This window comes from Aquamicrobium soli, assembly GCF_042646345.1.
GTDB lineage: Bacteria > Pseudomonadota > Alphaproteobacteria > Rhizobiales > Rhizobiaceae > Mesorhizobium > Mesorhizobium soli_A.
Map to the genome: position 1 here is coordinate 60637 of NZ_JBHRTK010000010.1, position 19833 is coordinate 80469.

The 19833-nt window shown below is 66.2% G+C and carries 15 protein-coding genes and 1 tRNA gene; 8 read left to right on the forward strand and 8 right to left on the reverse strand.

Annotated elements, in window-relative coordinates; all coding sequences use genetic code 11:
• Positions 1-24: 24 nt before the first annotated feature.
• The 4 genes from ACFOHJ_RS08185 (at position 25) to ACFOHJ_RS08200 (ending at position 3779) form a co-directional block, all read left to right on the forward strand.
• Positions 25-759 carry a 16S rRNA (uracil(1498)-N(3))-methyltransferase gene (locus tag ACFOHJ_RS08185; RefSeq protein WP_378220225.1) on the forward strand — a complete coding sequence of 245 codons (735 nt, stop codon included), beginning with the start codon at positions 25-27 and terminating at the stop codon, positions 757-759.
• A gap of 130 nt (positions 760-889) precedes the next feature.
• On the forward strand, positions 890-2263 hold the full coding sequence (locus tag ACFOHJ_RS08190) for a glutamate--cysteine ligase (RefSeq protein ID WP_378220000.1): 1374 nt from the start codon (positions 890-892) through the stop codon (positions 2261-2263).
• A gap of 74 nt (positions 2264-2337) precedes the next feature.
• On the forward strand, positions 2338-3225 hold the full coding sequence (locus ACFOHJ_RS08195) for a DUF937 domain-containing protein (RefSeq protein ID WP_378220001.1): 888 nt from the start codon (positions 2338-2340) through the stop codon (positions 3223-3225).
• A 107-nt stretch (positions 3226-3332) separates the two neighbouring features.
• Positions 3333-3779, forward strand: a complete 447-nt coding sequence (locus ACFOHJ_RS08200; protein ID WP_378220002.1) for a cupin domain-containing protein — start codon at positions 3333-3335, stop codon at positions 3777-3779.
• A gap of 110 nt (positions 3780-3889) precedes the next feature.
• Here ACFOHJ_RS08200 and ACFOHJ_RS08205 read toward each other — a convergent pair whose 3' ends face one another.
• Positions 3890-4180, reverse strand: a complete 291-nt coding sequence (locus ACFOHJ_RS08205) for a DUF1127 domain-containing protein (RefSeq protein WP_378220003.1) — start codon at positions 4178-4180, stop codon at positions 3890-3892.
• A gap of 172 nt (positions 4181-4352) precedes the next feature.
• Here ACFOHJ_RS08205 and ACFOHJ_RS08210 point away from each other — a divergent pair, with 172 nt between their 5' ends.
• Together ACFOHJ_RS08210 and xseA are read left to right on the forward strand one after the other, a co-directional pair.
• On the forward strand, positions 4353-5309 hold the full coding sequence (locus ACFOHJ_RS08210; protein ID WP_378220004.1) for a LysR substrate-binding domain-containing protein: 957 nt from the start codon (positions 4353-4355) through the stop codon (positions 5307-5309).
• A gap of 45 nt (positions 5310-5354) precedes the next feature.
• The gene (gene xseA, locus ACFOHJ_RS08215) at positions 5355-6998 is read left to right on the forward strand and encodes an exodeoxyribonuclease VII large subunit (RefSeq protein WP_378220005.1); all 1644 of its coding nucleotides are present in this window, start codon (positions 5355-5357) and stop codon (positions 6996-6998) included.
• Here the strand turns inward: xseA and ACFOHJ_RS08220 are convergent.
• The 4 genes from ACFOHJ_RS08220 to ACFOHJ_RS08235 form a co-directional block, all read right to left on the reverse strand.
• Positions 6990-7271 (reverse strand): DUF768 domain-containing protein, encoded by a 282-nt coding sequence (locus tag ACFOHJ_RS08220; protein WP_378220006.1) that lies wholly within the window; start codon positions 7269-7271, stop codon positions 6990-6992. The genes xseA and ACFOHJ_RS08220 overlap by 9 nt on opposite strands.
• A 423-nt stretch (positions 7272-7694) precedes the next feature.
• On the reverse strand, positions 7695-9200 hold the full coding sequence (locus ACFOHJ_RS08225; RefSeq protein WP_378220007.1) for a patatin-like phospholipase family protein: 1506 nt from the start codon (positions 9198-9200) through the stop codon (positions 7695-7697).
• A gap of 112 nt (positions 9201-9312) precedes the next feature.
• Positions 9313-9389, reverse strand: a tRNA-His gene (locus ACFOHJ_RS08230).
• 365 nt (positions 9390-9754) lie between these two features.
• Positions 9755-10213, reverse strand: a complete 459-nt coding sequence (locus tag ACFOHJ_RS08235; protein WP_378220008.1) for a phasin — start codon at positions 10211-10213, stop codon at positions 9755-9757.
• A gap of 256 nt (positions 10214-10469) precedes the next feature.
• Here ACFOHJ_RS08235 and ACFOHJ_RS08240 point away from each other — a divergent pair, with 256 nt between their 5' ends.
• The gene (locus ACFOHJ_RS08240) at positions 10470-13748 is read left to right on the forward strand and encodes a PAS domain S-box protein (RefSeq protein ID WP_378220009.1); all 3279 of its coding nucleotides are present in this window, start codon (positions 10470-10472) and stop codon (positions 13746-13748) included.
• A 281-nt stretch (positions 13749-14029) separates the two neighbouring features.
• Here the strand turns inward: ACFOHJ_RS08240 and ACFOHJ_RS08245 are convergent, their stop codons facing one another.
• A complete protein-coding gene (locus tag ACFOHJ_RS08245) occupies positions 14030-15988 on the reverse strand; it encodes an acetoacetate--CoA ligase (RefSeq protein WP_378220010.1) in 1959 nt (652 codons plus the stop codon).
• Between the two features lie 178 nt (positions 15989-16166).
• Between ACFOHJ_RS08245 and ACFOHJ_RS08250 the strand changes: the two genes are divergently transcribed.
• Entirely contained in the window at positions 16167-18017 is a 1851-nt protein-coding gene (locus ACFOHJ_RS08250) for an AsmA family protein (RefSeq protein WP_378220011.1), read from the forward strand.
• A gap of 18 nt (positions 18018-18035) precedes the next feature.
• Here the strand turns inward: ACFOHJ_RS08250 and ACFOHJ_RS08255 are convergent, their stop codons facing one another.
• Positions 18036-18854 carry an ABC transporter permease gene (locus ACFOHJ_RS08255; protein WP_378220012.1) on the reverse strand — a complete coding sequence of 273 codons (819 nt, stop codon included), beginning with the start codon at positions 18852-18854 and terminating at the stop codon, positions 18036-18038.
• A 1-nt stretch (position 18855) separates the two neighbouring features.
• A complete protein-coding gene (locus tag ACFOHJ_RS08260) occupies positions 18856-19830 on the reverse strand; it encodes an ABC transporter permease subunit (protein ID WP_378220013.1) in 975 nt (324 codons plus the stop codon).
• Positions 19831-19833: the final 3 nt, after the last annotated feature.

A 19833-nucleotide genomic window follows, 5' to 3' on the forward strand; every position in this document is an offset into this window, starting at 1 on the left:
CGTCGCCTGCCGCATTGCTCGGCGATGCGCGCCAATTACAAGATGCAACGACTATTCGTGCCCGACGACCTCGCCTCCGAGGCCGAAATCGAGGCCAGCGCGCAGCAAAGCCACTATCTGATGCACGTGCTGCGGCTGGCCGAGGGCGCGGAACTGCTGCTGTTCAATGGCCGCGACGGCGAATGGTCGGCGGCCGTCGCCTCCAAAAGCAAGCGGACGGTGCGGCTGAAGGTGCTGGGGCGGCAGCGCCCGCAACCCGCCCCCTCCGACCTCGTCTACTGCTTCGCGCCGCTGAAGCAGGGACGGCTCGACTATCTCGTGCAGAAGGCGGTGGAGATGGGCGCCGGCACGCTGCAGCCGGTCGTCACCCAGCACACGCAGGTGGCCCGGCCCTCGATGGAGCGGCTCGGCGCCAACATCGTGGAAGCCGCCGAGCAATGCGGCATTCTCGCCGTGCCGCGCCTTTGCGAGGCCGAGAAGCTCGACAAGCTGCTGGCCGGCTGGGACCCCGAAAGGCGGCTGGTGTTCTGCGACGAGGATGCGGCGACGAACAACCCGCTGCCCGCGCTTCAGAACCTGCGCGACGAGAAGCTGGCGCTGCTGGTCGGCCCGGAAGGCGGTTTTTCCGAGGACGAGCGGCGCATGCTGCGCGCCCTGCCCTTCGTCACCGCCATCCCGCTCGGGCCGCGCATCCTGCGCGCCGACACGGCCGCCGTTGCCGCGCTGGCGCTGATCCAGGCCACCATCGGCGACTGGTGAGCGGCGGCAAGCAGGGAAAGCCGTCGATCAATTTCGGTTGACGAGACCTCAGCAAATTTCGCTTGATCGGCTGCCGGCATTTCGCCATCTAACAGCGGCGGCCATCCGGCCTGTCGTAGAAGAGGTTTCCATGGCGCGCGACACCACCGATTTCCGGCCGATCGAAGGCATGGACGAACTCGTCTCCTATCTCGCCGAGGGCTGCAAGCCGCGCGAGAAATGGCGCATTGGCACCGAGCACGAGAAGTTCCCCTTCTATGTCGACGGCAATGCCCCGGTGCCCTACGGCAGCGAGCGCGGCATCCGCACCATCCTGGAAGGCATGCAGCAGAAACTGGGCTGGGACCCGATCATGGACGACGGGCGCATCATCGGGCTGGTCGAGCCGACCGGCCAGGGTGCCATCTCACTGGAACCGGGCGGCCAGTTCGAGCTTTCCGGTGCACCGCTGGAAACGATCCACCAGACCTGCCGCGAGGGCAACGCGCATCTTTCGCAGGTGCGCGAAATCGCCGAACCGCTCGGCATCCGTTTCCTCGGGCTCGGCGGCAGCCCGAAATGGTCGCTTGCCGACACGCCGAAAATGCCGAAGTCGCGCTATGAGATCATGACGCGCTACATGCCCAAGGTCGGCACCAAGGGCCTCGACATGATGTACCGCACCTGCACCATCCAGGTGAATCTCGACTTCGAAAGCGAGCGCGACATGCGCCGCAAGATGCAGGTTTCGCTGAAGCTGCAGCCGCTGTCGACGGCGCTGTTCTCCAACTCGCCGTTCACCGAAGGCAAACCCAACGGCTTCCTGTCGTGGCGCGGCGACATCTGGCGCGACACCGACAACCAGCGTTCCGGCCTGAAGGAATTCTGCTTCTCGCCGCAGTTCGGCTTTGCCGACTACGCCGAATGGGCGCTCGACGTGCCGATGTATTTCGTCATTCGCGAGGGCCGCTACCACGACATGACGCACATGACCTTCCGCCAGTTCATGGCGGGAGCCGCGCGCAACGAGGTGCCCGACGGCATGCCGACGATCGGCGACTGGGCGAACCACCTGTCGACGCTGTTCCCGGACGTGCGGCTGAAGCGCTTCCTCGAAATGCGCGGCGCCGACGGCGGCCCGTGGCGGCGCATCTGTGCGCTGCCGGCCTTCTGGGTCGGTCTGCTTTACGATGCCGAAGCGCTCGACGCCGCCGAGGCGCTGACGGCGAACTGGACCTATGCCGAGGTGCAGGCGATGCGCGACGCAGTTCCCGAACAGGGTATTTCGGCGCCGTTCCGCAACTCGACGCTTCGGGAACTCGCCCGCGACGTGCTCGCCATTTCGCGCGAGGGGCTGAAGCGGCGCGGCAAGCTGAACCGCGACGGCTACGACGAGACCAGCTTCCTCTCGACGCTGGACGAGGTGGTGGCGCGCGGCACCACCAGCGCCGAGGAAATGCTGTCGGCCTATCACACCCGCTGGGGTGGCTCGATCGAGCCGGTGTTCATGGAATACGCCTACTGAGAAAGCGTTTCGCACTTTTGCCGAAAGTGCTTTAGGCTGTTTTCCCTGAAGCGATAGCTGCAAGGAGAACCCCGATGCTTCCTTTGTTCGACATGCTGGCGCAGGCGCAGGACGGCCGCGGCATGGAACTCCTGGCCAGGCAGTTCAACCTGTCGCAGCAGCAGGCGCAGCTCGCGGTCGAGGCGCTGCTGCCCGCCTTTTCGCAAGGGCTGAAGCGCAACGCCGCCAACCCGGCCGACCTCGGCGGCTTCCTCAATGCCATGGCCAGCGGCAACCACGCCAAATATTTCGAGGAGGCAAGCCGAGCCTTCTCCCCCCAGGGCGTCGACGAGGGCAACGGCATTCTCGGCCATCTGTTCGGCTCCAAGGACCTTTCCTGCGCCGTGGCGGCACAGGCGGCGCAGGCGACCGGCATCGGCCAGCAGGTCCTGCAGCAGATGCTGCCGGTCATCGCCTCCATGATCATGGGCGGCCTGTTCAAGCAATCGACCAACCAGATGCCGGCCGCCGGCGCGACGGGAGGCGCCGGAAACAACCCGCTGGCCGACATCATCGAGCAGATGATGAAGCAGGGCGGCCTCGGCGGCATGTTCGGCGGGCAGCCCGCGCCGCAGCAGCCGGCGCCGCAACAGCAGAACCCGTTCGACCCGCTGGGCAACAACCCGTTCGGGAAAGTGTTGCAGGACATGTTCGGCGGCAACACCCCGCAACCGCAGGGGCAGAGCCCGGCTGGCGCCAACCCCTGGGGCAAGATCCTGGAAGACATGCTTGGCGGCGGCGGCCAGCCGCAGGAAGCCCCGCCGCCGGATCCGGACGCCGGCCCCGCCGGCCAGGCGAAGAACCCCTATGACGATATTTTCGGCAAGATGTTCGAAACCGGCCGCCAGCAGCGCGACGAATACCAGAAAGGCGTCGAATCCATCTTCGACCAGTTCCGCAAGGGCATGGACCGGAGCCGATAGAGCGGCGCAGGCGGTTAAGGGCTTCTTAACCGCCCGGCCAAGTGCCGCGGAAAAGTAAACGCCAGTTAACCTGTTCCGGCTTTCCTGCCTGAAAGCGGAGTGGGAAAATGACCGATCAACCTATCGTTGCAGCAAACGTCGACGCCATCGCCATGCAGCCGGCGCCGATAAATCCGGACTGGATCCTGGAAGGGACGCCCGTCGCCCGTGTCGGCGATATCGTCAAATCCACGGATCGGACGACGAACAGCGCCGTCTGGGACTGCACTGCCGGCACGTTCAACTGGCATTTCGGCATCGACGAGACGGTCCACATCCTGGACGGCGAAGTCGAGGTCAGCGCAGCGGGTTTCGGCAAGCGGGTCCTGCGTGCCGGCGACGTCGCGCTGTTCCGCGCGGGCACGACGGCGCGCTGGCACGTGCCGGTGTATGTGCGCAAGATCGCCTTCTGCCGACACCCGCTCCCCTGGCCCATGGGGGTGGCGGCCCGTGCGCTGAGCCGGGTCCGCTCGCTCTCGCTGCGTCCCTCGCTCGGCCTGCACCCCGCCGGCTGACAGGCGCCCTTTCCCCGTCAAAGAAAAAAGCCCGGCCCCCAAGGGGACCGGGCAATGTGCAGGCAACCGGTGGGAAACCGGGAGGGTGGGAGAGCCTGCAAACTGGGCGGTCAGCCGACCATGCGGGAGAGGTCGGCGGCCGTGGCGGCGCGCTGGCGGACCAGCGAATGCAGCTTGACCGTCGGATCGGCGCCGAAGGGCACGTCGGTCGCGACACGCAGGTCGCCGCGCGTCAAGCCGATGTCGGCCAATTCTGCGTCGGTGAGTTCGCCAAGGCGGCGAAAGGCAAGCCGGTTCCTCCACGCACGAAACAGGCCCGAGATGCCGTTCCACACCCGCGTCGTGACGGCGGGACGGATCGTTATCCGGGCGGTTTCGGGAGCAAATTCACACGTGCTCATGGCGGTCTTCCTTCATCGTAGCGGCGCGAAGCAATGCGCCAGGGGTCGCGGCCACCCCCAAACGCCCGCTCGACGCGCCTTGCTGGAACACGTGGTTTTTGCCACGCGGCAATTGATTAATCCAACGAATGTTTCTAATCTTTAGCATCAACGCTAATGATAGGTTGGACGGATGAAAGCGCCTCTCGACCTCGATCAGCTCCAAACTTTCCTCACCATCGCCGATACCGGCAGCTTCACCCGCGCGGCGGAGGAGGTGAACCGCACGCAATCGGCGGTTTCCATGCAGATGCGGCGGCTGGAGGAACGGATCGGCAAGGCGCTGTTCGAGAAGGACGGGCGCACCAACCGGCTGACGGAGGAAGGGGAGAAGCTGCTGACCTATGCGCGGCGATTGCTTTTCCTGAACCGCGAGACGCTGGCGGCCTTCGACGACACGCGGCTGGAGGGCACCATCCGCATCGGCACGCCGGACGACTATGCCGACCGCTTCCTGCCGGAGATCATGGCGCGCTTCGCCCGCTCCAACCCGCGCGTGGAACTGACCGTCATCTGCGAGCCGACGCCGGGGCTGGTCGAGCACATCAAGCGCGGCAACCTCGACATCGCGCTGGTGACGCACAACGACGCGCGCGGCCAGTCGGAAGTGGTGCGGCGGGAGCCGCTGCTCTGGGTCAGTTCGGCCAACCATGCGACGCATGAGCAGGAAATGCTGCCGATGGCCTTCGGCCGGCCGAACTGCATCTGGCGGCGCGCGGCCTGCGACGTGCTCGACCAGATGGGCCGCGACTACCGCATCCTGTTCACCTCGTTCTCGGCCACGGTCATCGCCGCCGCCGTGCTTTCCGGCCTGGCGATCTCGGTGCTGCCCGAATGCGCGCTGCGCACCGGCATGCGGGTGCTGGGCGAAGCCGACGGTTTCGGCGCCCTGCCCGACTGCCGCATCGGCATCATGCGCGGCCAGACCTCGCAGCCCGAACTCGTCGACGCGCTGGCGCGCCACATCGCCGAAAGCCTCGACAACATCACCGTCCCGACGGGCGAGGAAGCCGGCAGCTTCGACTTCGCCGCGCTGGCGCTGTCGCGCATGAAGCGGCCGAAGCCCAACCAGATCATGCCGGGATGGTAGGATCGGCACCTTGACCCGAAGCCGCGTTGGCCGCTCAATCGGGCCATGAGCGAACCGGCCCCCGAATCACGCACCAACGCCACCGAATACACGGTGAGCGAGATTTCCGGCGCGCTGAAGCGCACGGTCGAGGACACGTTCGGCCATGTGCGGGTGCGCGGCGAGATTTCCGGCTATCGCGGCCCGCATTCTTCCGGCCATGCCTATTTCGCCTTGAAGGACGACCGCGCCCGGCTGGAGGCCGTGGTGTGGAAGGGCACCATGAGCCGGCTGAAATTCCGCCCCGAAGAGGGCATGGAGGTGATCGCCACCGGCAAGCTCACCACCTATCCCGGCTCCTCGAAGTACCAGATCGTCATCGACAATCTGGAGCCGGCAGGTGCCGGCGCGCTGATGGCGCTGCTGGAGGAGCGCAAGCGGCGCTTGCAGGCGGAAGGCCTGTTCGACCCGTCCCGCAAGCAGCTCCTGCCTTACATGCCGCGCGTCATCGGCGTCGTCACCTCGCCGACCGGCGCCGTCATCCGCGATATCCTCCATCGCATCAAGGACCGCTTCCCGCTGCACGTCATCGTCTGGCCGGTGAGGGTGCAGGGCGAGACCTCGGGGGCGGAAGTGACGGCGGCCGTGCAGGGTTTCAACAGGCTGGCCGAGGACGGCGCCATTCCCACGCCCGACCTCTTGATCGTGGCGCGCGGCGGCGGCAGCCTCGAGGATTTGTGGGGCTTCAACGACGAGGCTCTGGCGCGCGCCGTCGCCGCTTCCAACATCCCGGTGATCTCGGCGGTCGGGCACGAGACGGACTGGACGCTGGTCGATCTCGCCGCCGACGTCCGCGCGCCGACACCTACGGGCGCGGCCGAAATCGCGGTGCCGGTAAAGGCCGACCTCGAAGCCACGCTGGCGGGCCTCACCGCGCGGCTGCGCAGCTGCATCTCGCGCGGGATGGACCGCAAGCGGCAGTCCGTGCGTGCGGCGGCCCGCGCCCTGCCCTCTCCCGACCAGTTGCTGGCGCTGCCGCGCCGCCGCTTCGACGATGCGGTGAGCTGGCTGGAACGGGCGCTCGTCACCGGGGTGGAACGGCGGCGCGCCCGGCTCGGCGCCACGCGGCTGTCGCCGGCGACGCTGTCGCGGCGCATCCGCGAATGGCGGGTGTTGGCCGACCGCGACGTGATGCGGGCGCAGGTGGCGCTGCGGGCGCTCGCCCGCGAAAAGCGCAACCTGTTCAACAGGACGGCTGACCAGTTGCCGAAATGCGCCGACGCCGCGCGCGCCGCGAAACGGCAGCGGCTCGAAACCAGCGCGGCGCGGCTGTCGCTGCGGCCGCTGCTGCACCTGAGCGAGGCGGCGCGGGCGCGCCTCGACACCGCCACGCGTAGGCACGACCTTGCCGTCCTCAGCCGGCTCGAACGGCTTCGCGGCCGGCTCGACCAGGCGCAGCGGCTGTTGTCGACGCTGAAACTTTCCGAACAGGCGATCCTCGACCGAGGCTATGCGCTGGTGCTGGATGCCTCGGGCACGCTGATCCGGCGCGCCGCCGGGGTAAGGCCGGGCGAAGCCCTGGAACTGCGCTTCGCCGACGGTTCGGCTGCCGCGATCGCTACCGGCGGCGTGGCACGGCCGGCCAAACCAGCCGCCGCCAAGCCGGCGGCAAAGCCCGGCGATCCCGGGCGGCAGGGCTCGTTATTCTGATTTCGGCTGCGAATCGGCTTCCGTGCCGGAATCATCGTCCGGCGTAGCCGACTGCTCCGCCTCGACGGCGTCTTCCAGCCTGGCGGCGATGAGTTCCTCGATATCGCCGACCTCCTCCTGGATATCCTCCAGCGGAATCCCGGCTTCGGCCGCCTTGGCGGCGCATTCCTTGGCCAGCGACTGGGCATGGCTCTCCACCAGCGCGGGATGCGCCGGGGGCTGGACCTTCTCGCCGATCCATTCCTGCAGGAATTCGATGGCCTGCTCGCTCATACGGGAAAAAACCTCATGCCTGTTCGTCGTATTCAACGCGCGGCACCGCGAAAGGATGCCGGAGTCCGTCGTGTCTCAGTTCCCGCCGTAGCGCCCGAGCCTTAAAGCAGGGGAACGCAGGCGGCCATATACATCACCAGTCGCGACAACGCTACCGCGTCCGGTATTCGTGCACCATTTTCAGCAACGACCCAGGCCAAACGGCCCGCCAATCCGGCGCCAGGGCCAGCCCGGACAGCGGCGGACCTATTGCATTTGCCTGTCGGACGGGCAAGCCCTTCGCCCGCAACCCTGCCTTGCTAATTAGCTGGGCCTAATGCCGTGGCCGCGATCCGCTTCCCGCACTCGCGCCACAGCCCTCTGAGGGAAAAAATCCAACAGCCTGCTCTCATCCGGGAAGGTTGGTAGCGTCAAGCCGACGCATCAATCCTGTAGGGCGATCGAAGCTTGTGCGTTGTCGAAGGTCGGCGCGTAGCTGCGTGCTTCCTTCGCGATGCGCTGGATATTGGCATTTCGCCGGACGGCTTGCCTGCCTGCTTCAATGACGACGTCAACGTCTTCCCGGGACAGGCGCAGCCGCGTGGGCACCTTGTTCAGCCGTTCGAACAGGCCTGAGTCGGCATTGCGGAACGAGAGGTGTTCGGTCGTGATGTTCACGTCCCGGCAATCCCATCCGGCCAGCGTCCCTCTCTGTTTCCGCACCTGTTCCCTGGAAAGGCCGCAGCGATAGCGAATGAGATCGTGCCGCCATTCGTTCAGGGCAAGGTCGACGGCATCGAAGCCGCTACGGGTGGCTGCCGCGATGGCCGTATCCGACGCCGCCAGAAGGACGTGACCGAGATGCGTGGCGATCTGCGTCCTGCTCCATTCATACTCGCTGTGCTTGCCGGCATCGGTGACGATAAAGACGAAGTTCCGTATCCGTACGGCCTCGCGGGGAGAAAGCGGTCCATAAGGCGTTGCCGATGCGGCTCGCTGCAGCGTCAGGCCTGTAATGCCCAGATTGTCGGTCAGTCCGCCATCCAGCAGCCGGACATAGTCGAGCTTCCGGTTGGTTTGGTAGGAATCGAGCGCGCGCGCATAGGCCTGCAGACGGATCGACGGGTTCTGTGCATCCAGGGCGCGCTGTATCCAGGCCGGCCGGCGGTAGTTGCAGCCGGTTCGAGGCGTTCGCAGGATCATCGGCGCAAAGGCGATCGGAAACGCGGCGGACGCGCCGACGGCCTCGGCGATTTTCATCTGGCTTATATCGCTGCACAGCGCGGCGAATGTGTCTTCGGTGAACAGGAAGGGCGTGTTGTTGTTGATGTCAGAGGCTGTAATCCAGACCGTAGGCCTGTCCTGCCTGCGCAGTGCCGCGAACGTCGCGTGATCGAACAGATTGTCGTCCAGCCAGCGCGCGAGAGTGTTCCGGTCATTGGCCCCGCCGTGCAGGGCGGTCTTTATCAGCGACGCCGGCGACACACTGGTGGTCATGGAGGATTCGGCGTTCTGGTGGAGAAACCGCTCGCGAAAATCCTGGTAGCCGTCCTTGCCCTTGTAGCCCAGATAAGCAGCCATGATCGACCCGCCGGACGTGCCGGCAACGGTGCGGACATTGTCCACCAAGGTGCGGCGGTACGGAACGTCATCGATGGCCAGGGCATCGAGTTCCAGAAGCGCGCCGTAGGCCAGGGCCGCGGCGCGCATGCCGCCGCCCGAGAACGCGAGCGCGACCACCGTCGAACCGTCATCGCCGGGGTCCGGAAGATATTCGGGAGACGAAGGCGGCGTTTGCTGGCTGATCAGGTTGATGGGCGTCGTGTCGATCGTCCCGCAGCCCGCGGCCCAAAGCGCGGCCGCGAGGCTCAAAGCCTTCAAAAGACAGGTAAACACGCTCCGCACCGAAAGCCCCGACGCCCCCAACAAATCGATGCCGGAAACTGGCATGGTCGATACGATCGTTCAAGCCGCAGGGACCGGCCGGCCGCAACATGGGGCGACATGACAAGCGCTCCCCGCGAAGGGGAGTTTCCAACCGCCTGATTTTACCTGGGGATTTTGGTACCGTTGGCTGGGGTCGAACCAGCGACCTCCGGATCCACAATCCGGCGCTCTAACCAACTGAGCTACAACGGCACTTTTGCCTGAACACGGCTGGTGCGGATTTGACCCCTGCCGGCCATGTTCCCTTGTTCGGCGAAGCGTCCTTACGGGGTATCGAACTTTAATTCAAGCCATTTGGCAAGGCAAAGCGCCGATCGTACACCGCTGTCTCGGGCAAGACGCCCCAGCCCAGCGAAACGGCGGGCAAAGAAAAAGGCCGGCGGGAGGAGGAGCCGGCCTTTTCCATTTGGGACCAGCGGGAGGAGCTGGCCGCTAGCCCGGCAGGCAGAGGGAGGAGGAACCGCCCGCCGGGTATCTCATGATCGAGCCCCTTACCTAGGACCGATCTCGCCGGAAGGAATGCAGCGTTTTGTCGCATTCCCCGCCGGTGCCGCCAATCAGGCGACCTTGAGCTCGTTGAAGGCCTTCTCGACGGCGACCTTGACCGGCTTGGAGACGTCCTCGGCGGCCTTGGTGGCCACGGCCTGGAACTCCTTGGCCTGCTGGACGCTCGTCTCGAACTGCTTGCGAACGAAAGCCGTCTGCAGCTCGACCACTTCCGACAGCGAGCGGGCGCCGACCAGGGCCTCGAGGTGCGAGAAGCCGGCGTCGGCATTGGTGCGCAGCGCGGCGATGGTCTTGAGCGACAGGTCGCTCGACACGGCCTTGGCGGTCTCGTAGGTCGTTTCCAGGACCTTCTGGGTCTCTTCGGCGCCGGTCTTCAGCTTGGCATAGGCCTCTTTCGACTGCTCGACGCCCTTTTCGGCGAAAGCGCGGATCTGGTCGGTGGCCTTGGCGGCGTCAAAGCTCGGGAATTCGACGTTCTCGATGGTCTCAGCAGTCTTGGACTTGTTCATCTTCACATCCTGTCTTGGACGGCGGCCTTCCGGGAAAACGCCGCGTCGTTTATCGATGGAGGCTATATAGTCCCTTTCATTGTGCATTGCAACATTTTTGTTGCGGCGCAATATGACCGGTCGCTTGGATATTAACCACACGCCCAGAATTCATTGGCCTCCGGCGCTGGATTGTGGACCTTCGGAGTGCGAAGCTCTATTCATTAACAAAGCGTTAACTGCAAAATCGCCCATTTTCGGAGGTAGCTCCGGGCCCATGTCGTCAGACAGCTATTCGTTCCTCGATGTCGCCGTGCTCGACGCGGTCCGGCAGCGCTTTGCCGCCGGCGATGCGCTCGTCATCCTGTCGGGCGACCTCGACCAGGTGATCTGGGCCAACGGCCCGGGCGCGACGCTGTTCGGCTACCCGGATATCGAGACGATCATCGGCGCATCGGCGGGGCTGCCGCCGGTGGCAAAGCGCCAGATCATGGCGACCGGCGGCTTTCCCGAGATCGGCAGCGACCGCGCCCTGCTCCTGCGGCTGGCGACCGGCGTTTCCAGCCAGGCCGTCGCCTTCCGCGCCAGCGCGATAACGATGCCGGACGGCGAAAAAGCAATCCTGCTGGCGGCGCAGGCCAGCGAAGCCGGGGCGACCACGCCCGGCGACATCGCCGCGCGCGCCATCGGCGGGTTTACCGAAAGCGGGCACTTCATCGCCTTCATCGACGGCGAGGGCGGCGTCGAGGCGGCCTCGGAGGGCTTCTCGTCGCTGGCGATCGGGCAGCCCACGCTTGCCGCGCTGGTCGCCGACGTCGCCGTCGAACGCGGCCGGGTGGTCAAGCGGCTGGTTCCGGGCGCTGCGGCTTCCTATCCCGCCGGTTTCGCCCGCCTGACCGACGAACCGGCAAGGCACCTTCTGGTGGTCATCGACGAAGGCACGCTCGATGAGGGCATTGCCCCGGCGCAGGAGACCGGGAGCGTCGCGAATAAAAGCCAGGAACCGGCAACGCCGGCCGACGCCCCCACGCCTCCAGCCAAAGCGGTAGCTGCCGATACGGAGAAGCAGCAGGAAATCCCGGCCAGCGACGCGGCTGCCACTTTCGTGCCGGCGCAGAAGCCGGCCGCCGACCCTGCCGACGCGCCGCCCGTGCGTTTTGTCTGGCGCACCGACGCGGACGGCAAATTCAGCATGGTCTCGCCGGAATTCGCTTCGGCGGTGGGCGAACCGGCCGCCGACATCATCGGCCGCCATTTCAAGGACGTGGCCACCGTCTTCGGCTTCGACCCCTCGGGGGAAATCGCCGGCCTTCTGGCGCGGCGCGACACCTGGTCGGGCCGCACGGTGCTGTGGCCCGTCACCGGAACCGACCGCGCCATTCCCGTCGACCTCGCCGCCCTGCCCGTCTACGACCGCAACCGGGTGTTCGAAGGCTTTCGCGGCTTCGGCGTCGCCCGCGGCAAGGATGCCGTCACGGACCCGCACCGGATCGGGCTGGCGCTGGTGCGGTCGCCGGAACCGGTGCAGGAGCCCGCCCCGGCGGCAAAGGACACCGACCCGTTCAAGGGCGAAACACCGGCGCTAACCATCGTTCCCAAGCCGGAACGGCGTTTCACCGACAAGGTGATCCGCCTTGCCGAGCATCGCCCCCCGGCCAACGACAAGGGCCTGTCCTCGCTCGAGCGCAGCGCCTTCCGCGAGATCGGCGAGCGGCTGCGCAAGGAAAGCGAGGCGAAGTCACAGGAAGCAGCGGCGGAAAAGCCCGCCGAACCGGCGCAACCCGAACAGATCGCGCGGCCGGCTCCGGTGGAGGTGACCTCTCCGCCTGCCGACGAGGCAGGCCGGCCGGAAATCGAGCCGCAGGCCAACCCGACCACTGTGCAGGCGCAAGACGACCAAGAGATTCCGGGCGAAACCGCGGCGCAGCCGGACGCCCTCCCCCCGGAACAAGAGTCCGCCTCGGCAGCGCCCGCGCTGACCCTCCCGCGCGAAAACACCGTTCCGTCGGCCTTCGCGCTGCCGAGCCCTGCCGACGGCGGCCCCGACACCTCGGTTCTCGGCAAGCTGCCGGTGCCGCTCCTGTTCCATTCCGGCGATATGCTGCATTTCGCCAATGAGGAATTCCTGCGCCTGACCGGCTACGAAACGCTCGACGACCTTGCCGAGGCCGGCGGCCTCGGCGCCCTGTTCGCCGACCCCCTGTCGCAGGACCACGCTCCCGAAAACGGGGCCGACCGCATGCTGCGGCTGAAAACGCAGGACGGGCGCGAATTCCCGATTGACGCACTGCTGCGCTCGGTGCCATGGGGAAGCGGCAAGGCGCTGGTGCTGCTGGTCCAGCGCAGCGGCGACGAGGAGCCGGAAGCGGCCGCCGTTCCCGCACCGCCTGCGGCCGCCAGCGAGCCGATCCCGCTCGCCCAGCCCGACATTGCCGAACTCAAGGCGCGCATCGCCGAAATGCGGACCATCATCGACACCGCCACCGACGGCGTGGTGCTGATCGACCGTGACGGCGCCATCCGCTCGATCAGCCGGCCGGCGGAAGCCCTGTTCGGCTTCGATAGCGACGAGGTGGCGGGGAAGCCCTTCCCCTCGCTGTTTGCCATCGAAAGCCAGCGGGCGGCGCGCGACTATCTCAGCGGCCTGTCCGACAACGGCGTCGCCAGCGTGCTCAACGACGGCCGTGAAGTGATCGGCCGCGAGGCGCAGGGCCGCTTCATCCCGCTGTTCATGACCATTGGCCGCCTGCCCAACGACAGCGGCTTCTGCGCCGTGGTGCGCGACATCACGCAATGGAAGCGCGCGGAGGAGGACCTGACGCAGGCGCGCGCCGTGGCCGAACGCGCCTCCTCGCAGAAGACCGACTTCCTCGCCCGCATCAGCCACGAGATCCGCACGCCGCTCAATGCCATCATCGGCTTCTCGGAACTCATGGTCGACGAAAAGTTCGGACCCGTGGCCAACGACCGCTACCGCGACTACCTGCGCGACATCAACCGCTCGGGCAACCACGTGCTCGACCTCGTCAACGACCTGCTCGACATTTCCAAGATCGAGGCCGGCCAGCAGGAGATGGACTACGAGGCGGTGTCGCTCAACGACACGCTGGCCGAGACGGTGGCGATGATGCAGCCGCAGGCCAACCGCGAGCGCGTCATCATCCGCTCCAGCTTCGCCTCCAAACTGCCGGAAGTGGTGGCGGACCAGCGCAGCGTGCGCCAGATCGCCCTCAACATCCTGTCCAACGCCATCCGCTATACGCAGGCCGGCGGCCAGGTCATCGTCTCCACGGCCTATGAAACCTCGGGCGACGTGGTCATGCGGGTGCGCGATACCGGCATCGGCATGAGCCAGGCCGAAATCGAACAGGCGCTGAAGCCGTTCCGGCAGATCAACGCGCTGAAGCGCGGCCGCAACGACGGCACCGGGCTCGGCCTGCCGCTGACCAAGGCGATGGTCGAGGCCAACCGGGCCCGCTTCACCATCAACTCGACGCCCGGCGAAGGCACGCTGGTGGAAGTGGCCTTCCCCTCGACGCGGGTGCTGGCGGAATAGCTGGAAAGCCGGCGGCAGGGCCGCGCGCCAAAGAAAAAGGCGTCCGCAAGGACGCCTGAATGAAGAGATTGTCACAACGGGTCGGACAGAACGCGTTCTCAAGGGGAGGCATTGAGAACAGGGATTTCTCCCAACGTTGGCAGGGACTATCGGCCGGGAAACCTAATAATTCCTTACCGGCTTCGCTGGATTTTTACCAAACTGTACCACCTGTGAATTCTAGGTAAATTCCGCGGCAAGCTTTCGTTAACCCTGTCGAGGCCCCGTCTCCGCCGGCCCGCTCAATTGGCCAGTTCGGGCAGGTCGCGGAACAGGTCGAGCGCCTCGGGGTTGGCCAGCGCCTCCTTGTTCTTGATCGCCCGGCCGTGCACGGCATCACGCACCGCAAGCTCGGTGATCTTGCCCGACTTGGTGCGCGGGATGTCGGCGACGGCGACGATCCTGGCCGGCACGTGGCGCGGGCTGGCGCCGGTGCGTATCTTGGTCCGGATGCGCTTTTCCAGCGCCGCATCGAGGCTGACGCCCTGCGCCAGCCGCACGAACAGCACCACGCGCACGTCGTTGTCGAAATCCTGGCCGATGCAGACGGCCTCGGCGATCTCCGGCATCTGCTCGACCTGGTTGTAGATTTCGGCGGTGCCGATGCGTACGCCGCCCGGATTGAGCGTGGCGTCCGAGCGGCCGTGGATGACCATGCCGCCATGCTCGGTCCACTCGGCGAAATCGCCATGGCACCAGACATTGTCGAAGCGCTCGAAATAGGCGGCGCGGTAGCGCTTGTCGTCCGCATCGGCCCAGAAGCCGAGCGGCATGGCCGGAAAGGCCCTGGCGCAGACGAGTTCGCCCTTCTCCTGCCGCACGGGCTCGCCGGCGTCGTTCCAGACGTCCACCGCCAGCCCGAGGCCGGCGGCCTGGATTTCGCCTACCCATACCGGTTCGGTCGGCACGCCCAGCACGAAACACGAGACGATGTCGGTGCCGCCGGAAATGGAGGCCAGGTGGATGTCCTTCTTGATGGCGTCGTAGACGAAGCGGAAGTCCTCGGGCGACAGCGGCGAGCCGGTGGACGAGATGGTGCGGACCGTGGACAGGTCATGGCTGTCCATGGGCCGGAGGCCAGCCTTGCGCACCGAATCGATGAACTTCGCCGAGGTACCGAAATAGGTCATCTTCTCGGCATCGGCATAGTCGAACAGGACGTTGCCGTCCGGGTAGAAGGGCGAGCCGTCGTAAAGCAGCAGGGTCGCGCCGCAGGCCAGCCCCGACATCAGCCAGTTCCACATCATCCAGCCGCAGGTGGTGAAGTAGAAGAAGCGGTCGCCCTCGAGAATGCCGGCGTGCAGCCGCAGCTCCTTTACGTGCTGGATCAGCGTGCCGCCGGCCGAGTGGACGATGCATTTGGGAATACCGGTCGTGCCCGACGAAAACAGGATATAGAGCGGGTGCGAGAACGGCAGCCGTTCAAAGGCGACCGGCTTGACCGGAAACGCCGCGATGGCGTCTTCCAGCGCCTCGGCCTTGCCGACGCCCGCCGCCACGTCGGCCGAGGTGCCGAGATAATCGACGATCAACACCTTGCGCACGCTGGGCAACCTGGCGGCGACCGCCGCGACCTTTTCGCCGACTTCGATGGCCTTGCCGTTATACCAGTAGCCGTCGGGGGCGATGAAGACGACCGGTTCGATCTGGCCGAAACGGTCGAGCACGCCCTGCTCGCCGAAATCGGGCGAACAGGACGACCACACAGCACCGATCGAGGCGGTGGCCAGCATGGCGGCGACCGTCTCCGGCATGTTGGGCATCATCGCCGCGATGCGGTCGCCGGGCTTGACGCCCTGCGACAGGAAAAGCTGCTGCAGCCGCGAGGTCAGCACATGGAGTTCGTCCCATGACAGCCGCCGCTCGACCTTGTCCTCGCCGCGAAAGACGATGGCTTCGGCGCTTCCCTTCCGGCGCAGCAGGTTTTCTGCAAAATTGAGCCGGGCCTCGGGGAAGAAGGCCGCGCCCGGCATCCTGTCGCCATCGACCAGGACCGTCTCGCCCTTGTCGCCGACGATGCCGCAAAAGTCCCACACCAGGCTCCAGAACGCCTCGCGCTCGTCGATCGACCAGCGGTGCAGGTCGGCATAGGACGACAGCGCACGCCCGGAAGCCTGTGCGGCCTCCTTCATGAAAGCCGTCATCGGCGCATCCGCGATCCGCTCCGGCGACGGCGTCCAAAGGGGGGCATCTGCGATCATTGTGGCTCCTCCAGAATTGCATCCCGCTTAAGCATATTGCGGTGCGGCAAGGCAAGTTCCTGTTCCTGGCGCGCCGCGGTTGTGCGCAAATGCCATCGGCAAACCATAAAAGCTTGTAATGCGTCGGCTGTCGGCTACACCTTGGCGCGACTGCGAAGCATGCGAAAAACGGGGCGTCATGCCGTCACCTTCGATCCGGCGGGGCATATGGATGATCGGCGTCGCCGCGGTAATCACCGCGCTGGCATTCGCCGCACTGCCTTATATCGCCTCGACCCGAATCGTGCGCGACCGCATCGCCTGGGAAATGGGCGCCTGGAGCGGCTACCGGGTCACCATCGAAGGCACGCCGCGCATCGTCGTCTGGCCGACCTTCCGCGCCGTTCTCACGGACGTCACGCTGTCGGACTGGCGCGAGGTCGACGCGCCGCCGGTGATCGAGGCCGAGCGTGTCGAAATCGATCTTTCGGCGATGGCCGCGCTGGGCGGCGACGTCGTGTTCTCGTCCGCGCAACTCATCCGCCCCACGCTGCGGGTGAAACGCACCGAAAAGGGCCTGCTGCTGCCGCCCATGCCCTCCGGCGGCCGTATCGCCCGCTCGATCGACACGGCGCGTGACCTGATCGCGGCCGACCCCACCAATCCCGACGCCAGCAAGCTGCCCTCCGACCCGTTCGGCAGCGTCGAACTGAAGGACGGCCGCGTGGTCACATCGGTCGACGGCAAGGACACCGAAATCCTGACCAGCCTGAACGGCCGCGCGAATTGGGCGACGCTGAACGGCGGCGGGCAGTTCTCGGCGACCGGCATCTGGCGCGGCGAAAGCGTGTCCCTCGATCTGGCGTCGACCAAGCCGCTGCTGTTGTTCGCCGGGGCGGCCGCGCCGGTCACCGTTTCGTTCAAGGCCGCCCCGGCGACCTTTTCGTTCGACGGCACGGCGAGCCTCGCCCAGAACGCCTTCCTCGACGGCACGGCGAAATTCTCCGCGCCGTCGCTGCGGCGGATGCTGGAATGGTCGCAGGCCGGCATGGCGCCGGGTGCGCCGACCGGCCCGGTTTCCGTCTCCAGCAAGATCACCGCCGGCGTCGGCCGCGTGAAATTCGACAGCGCCCAGATCGTGCTGAACAACAATCCGGGCATGGGCGTGCTCGACTTTTCCTTCGCCGACATCCGCCCGATCATGTCCGGCACGCTCGCTTTCGAAAAGCTCGACCTGCGCTCGTTCCTCGGAACCTTCACGCCGCTGGCGCTGCCGAAGGGGCAAGGCGCCAGCAATGCCGATGCGAACTTCACCAACCGGCTCGACCTCGACCTCAGGCTATCGGCCGCGCACGCTACGGCCGGCGCCATCGAGCTTACCGACGTGGCCGCCACCGCGCAGGTCAAGAACGGGCTTGCCGCCTTCGACATCTCCGATGCCGCCGCCTTCGGCGGCACCGTCCAGGCCAGCCTGCGCATGGATCGCAAGCCGCAGGGCGCGCAGACGGAAATCCGGCTCCTGGCCTCCAATGTCGACGGCGCGGCCTTCGGCGCCGCTGCCGGCATGACGCGGCTGGTGCCGACCGGGAAAGGAACGGTCTCGGTCATCCTGAAAGGCCCGGGGATGACATGGGACTCCATCCTCGAGAATGCCGACGGATCGATCTCTGCGTCCTTCGGCGCCGGCACGCTGACCGGGCTCAACCTGCCGGCCTTCGTCAAGCGCAACGAACAGGGCGGCTTCTTTGCGCTCGACGACGTCGCCGACGGCACCGTTGCGATCGACGGCGCCGAACTCAAGGCGACCATTTCCAAGGGCGTGGCCAAGATCGACAAGGCGGAAGCGGCATCGGCCAAGAACAAGATCTGGCTGACCGGCATCGTCCCCTATACAGGGCGCGGGCTGGCGCTGTCGGGGGGCATCGTCCAGCCGAACCAAACGGCGGCGCCGGCGGACGAGCAGTCCGCAACCACGCCGAAGCAGGCCTCGTTCTTCGTCGGCGGGACCTGGGGTACCCCCTTCATCTCCCCGATCCGGACGGTTCCCTGAGCCACCCGACCCCGGTGCTCAGCCGCGCTGCGCGGCCTGCTCGTCGCGCCGGCGCTGGACTTCGCGGCGCTTGTTGACGACCGAGGCCGTCAGCACGCCGATCGCGACGATGGCGATCAGGATGGTGCAGGCGGCGTTGATCTCCGGGGTGACGCCGAGCCGGACCTGGCTGTAGATCTTCATCGGCAGCGTGGTGGCGCCCGGTCCCGAGGCGAAGGACGCGACGACCAGGTCGTCCAGCGACAGGGTGAAGGCAAGCATCCAGCCGGAAACGATGGCCGGCATGATGACCGGCAAGGTGACCTGGAAGAAGGTCCTGACCGGCGGCGCGCCGAGGTCCATGGCCGCCTCTTCCAGCGAACGGTCGAAGGTGAGCAGGCGCGACTGCACCACCACCGCCACGAAGCACATGGTGAAGGTGATGTGCGCCAAAATCACCGTCAGCATGCCGCGGTCGAGATTGACGGCGACGAACAAAAGCAGCAGCGAAAGACCGGTGATCACGTCCGGCATCACCAGCGGCGCGAAGATCATGCCCGAAAACAGCACCCGGCCGCGGAACCGCGTGTAGCGCGTCAGCGCCAGCGCCCCCAGCGTGCCTAGCACGGTCGCCACCGTCGCCGACACCAGCCCGACCCGGATGGTCACCCATGCGGCGTCCATCAGGCCCTGGTTGTGGAACATCGACACGTACCACTTGGTCGAAAACCCGCCCCAGACGGTGACCAGCTTCGAGGCGTTGAAGGAGAAGACGACGAGCAGCACGATCGGCAGATAGAGGAACGAAAAGCCGAGCACGATCGCGGTGATGTTGAAGCGGCTCCAGGTCGTGTTCATGTCAGCGCCCCTGTTCCTGGGCGCGCGCCTGCGCCTGCTGGAAGAACACGATCGGAACGATCAGGATGAGAAGCAGGATGACGGCGACCGCCGACGACACCGGCCAGTCGCGGTTGGCGAAGAACTCGTTCCACAGTGTCTTGCCGATCATCAGCGTCTGCGAGCCGCCGAGCAGGTCGGGGATGACGAACTCGCCGACGGCGGGAATGAACACCAGCAGGCAACCGGCGATGACCCCCGGCAGCGACAGCGGAAAGGTGATCTTCCAGAAGGCGGCGGTCGGCGGGCACCCCAAATCCTTGGCCGCCTCGATCAGCGAATAATCCATCTTTTCCAGCGACGCATAGAGCGGCAGGATCATGAAGGGCAGGTAGGAATAGACGATGCCGATGAAGATCGCCGTGTAGGTGTTGAGGATGATCAGCGGCTCGCTGATGATGCCGACGCTCAACAGGAACTGGTTGAGCAGGCCTTCCGGCTTGAGGATGCCGATCCAGGCATAGACGCGGATCAGGAACGAGGTCCAGAACGGCAGAATGACCAGCATCAGCAGCGTCGGCCGCAGCGAAGCCGGCGCGCGCGCCATGCCATAGGCGATCGGGTAGCCGACCAGCAGCGTCAGCACGGTCGAGATCGCCGCGATGGAGACGCTGGAGACATAGGCGTAGAAATAGAGCGGGTCCTGCGTCAGCCAGACGTAATTGTCGAAACTGAGTTCTTTCAGCGCGTCGACGAAGCCGGAGAAGCCGTCGCTGAAATCGAGCGCCGGCGTGTAGGGCGGGATCGCGATCGCGGTCTGCGACAGCGATATCTTGAAGACGATGGCAAACGGAACGAGGAAGAAGAACAGCAGCCAGAGATAGGGGACGATGATCACCAGCCGGTTGATCAGGGCCGCGCCCAGGCCGACCCGGCCCGGCCGGTCGGCCGGAGAGGCGAGCGCCGCATCGATCCGGGAGACGTCATCGTTCGCCATGGT

Coding starts and splice junctions, on each gene's coding strand:
- ACFOHJ_RS08185 (WP_378220225.1), top strand. CDS start 25: ATGCGCGCCAATTACAAGATGCAACGACTATTCGTGCCCGACGACCTC.
- ACFOHJ_RS08190 (WP_378220000.1), top strand. CDS start 890: ATGGCGCGCGACACCACCGATTTCCGGCCGATCGAAGGCATGGACGAA.
- ACFOHJ_RS08195 (WP_378220001.1), top strand. CDS start 2,338: ATGCTTCCTTTGTTCGACATGCTGGCGCAGGCGCAGGACGGCCGCGGC.
- ACFOHJ_RS08200 (WP_378220002.1), top strand. CDS start 3,333: ATGACCGATCAACCTATCGTTGCAGCAAACGTCGACGCCATCGCCATG.
- ACFOHJ_RS08205 (WP_378220003.1), bottom strand. CDS start 4,180: ATGAGCACGTGTGAATTTGCTCCCGAAACCGCCCGGATAACGATCCGT.
- ACFOHJ_RS08210 (WP_378220004.1), top strand. CDS start 4,353: ATGAAAGCGCCTCTCGACCTCGATCAGCTCCAAACTTTCCTCACCATC.
- xseA (WP_378220005.1), top strand. CDS start 5,355: ATGAGCGAACCGGCCCCCGAATCACGCACCAACGCCACCGAATACACG.
- ACFOHJ_RS08220 (WP_378220006.1), bottom strand. CDS start 7,271: ATGAGCGAGCAGGCCATCGAATTCCTGCAGGAATGGATCGGCGAGAAG.
- ACFOHJ_RS08225 (WP_378220007.1), bottom strand. CDS start 9,200: ATGCCAGTTTCCGGCATCGATTTGTTGGGGGCGTCGGGGCTTTCGGTG.
- ACFOHJ_RS08235 (WP_378220008.1), bottom strand. CDS start 10,213: ATGAACAAGTCCAAGACTGCTGAGACCATCGAGAACGTCGAATTCCCG.
- ACFOHJ_RS08240 (WP_378220009.1), top strand. CDS start 10,470: ATGTCGTCAGACAGCTATTCGTTCCTCGATGTCGCCGTGCTCGACGCG.
- ACFOHJ_RS08245 (WP_378220010.1), bottom strand. CDS start 15,988: ATGATCGCAGATGCCCCCCTTTGGACGCCGTCGCCGGAGCGGATCGCG.
- ACFOHJ_RS08250 (WP_378220011.1), top strand. CDS start 16,167: ATGCCGTCACCTTCGATCCGGCGGGGCATATGGATGATCGGCGTCGCC.
- ACFOHJ_RS08255 (WP_378220012.1), bottom strand. CDS start 18,854: ATGAACACGACCTGGAGCCGCTTCAACATCACCGCGATCGTGCTCGGC.
- ACFOHJ_RS08260 (WP_378220013.1), bottom strand. CDS start 19,830: ATGGCGAACGATGACGTCTCCCGGATCGATGCGGCGCTCGCCTCTCCG.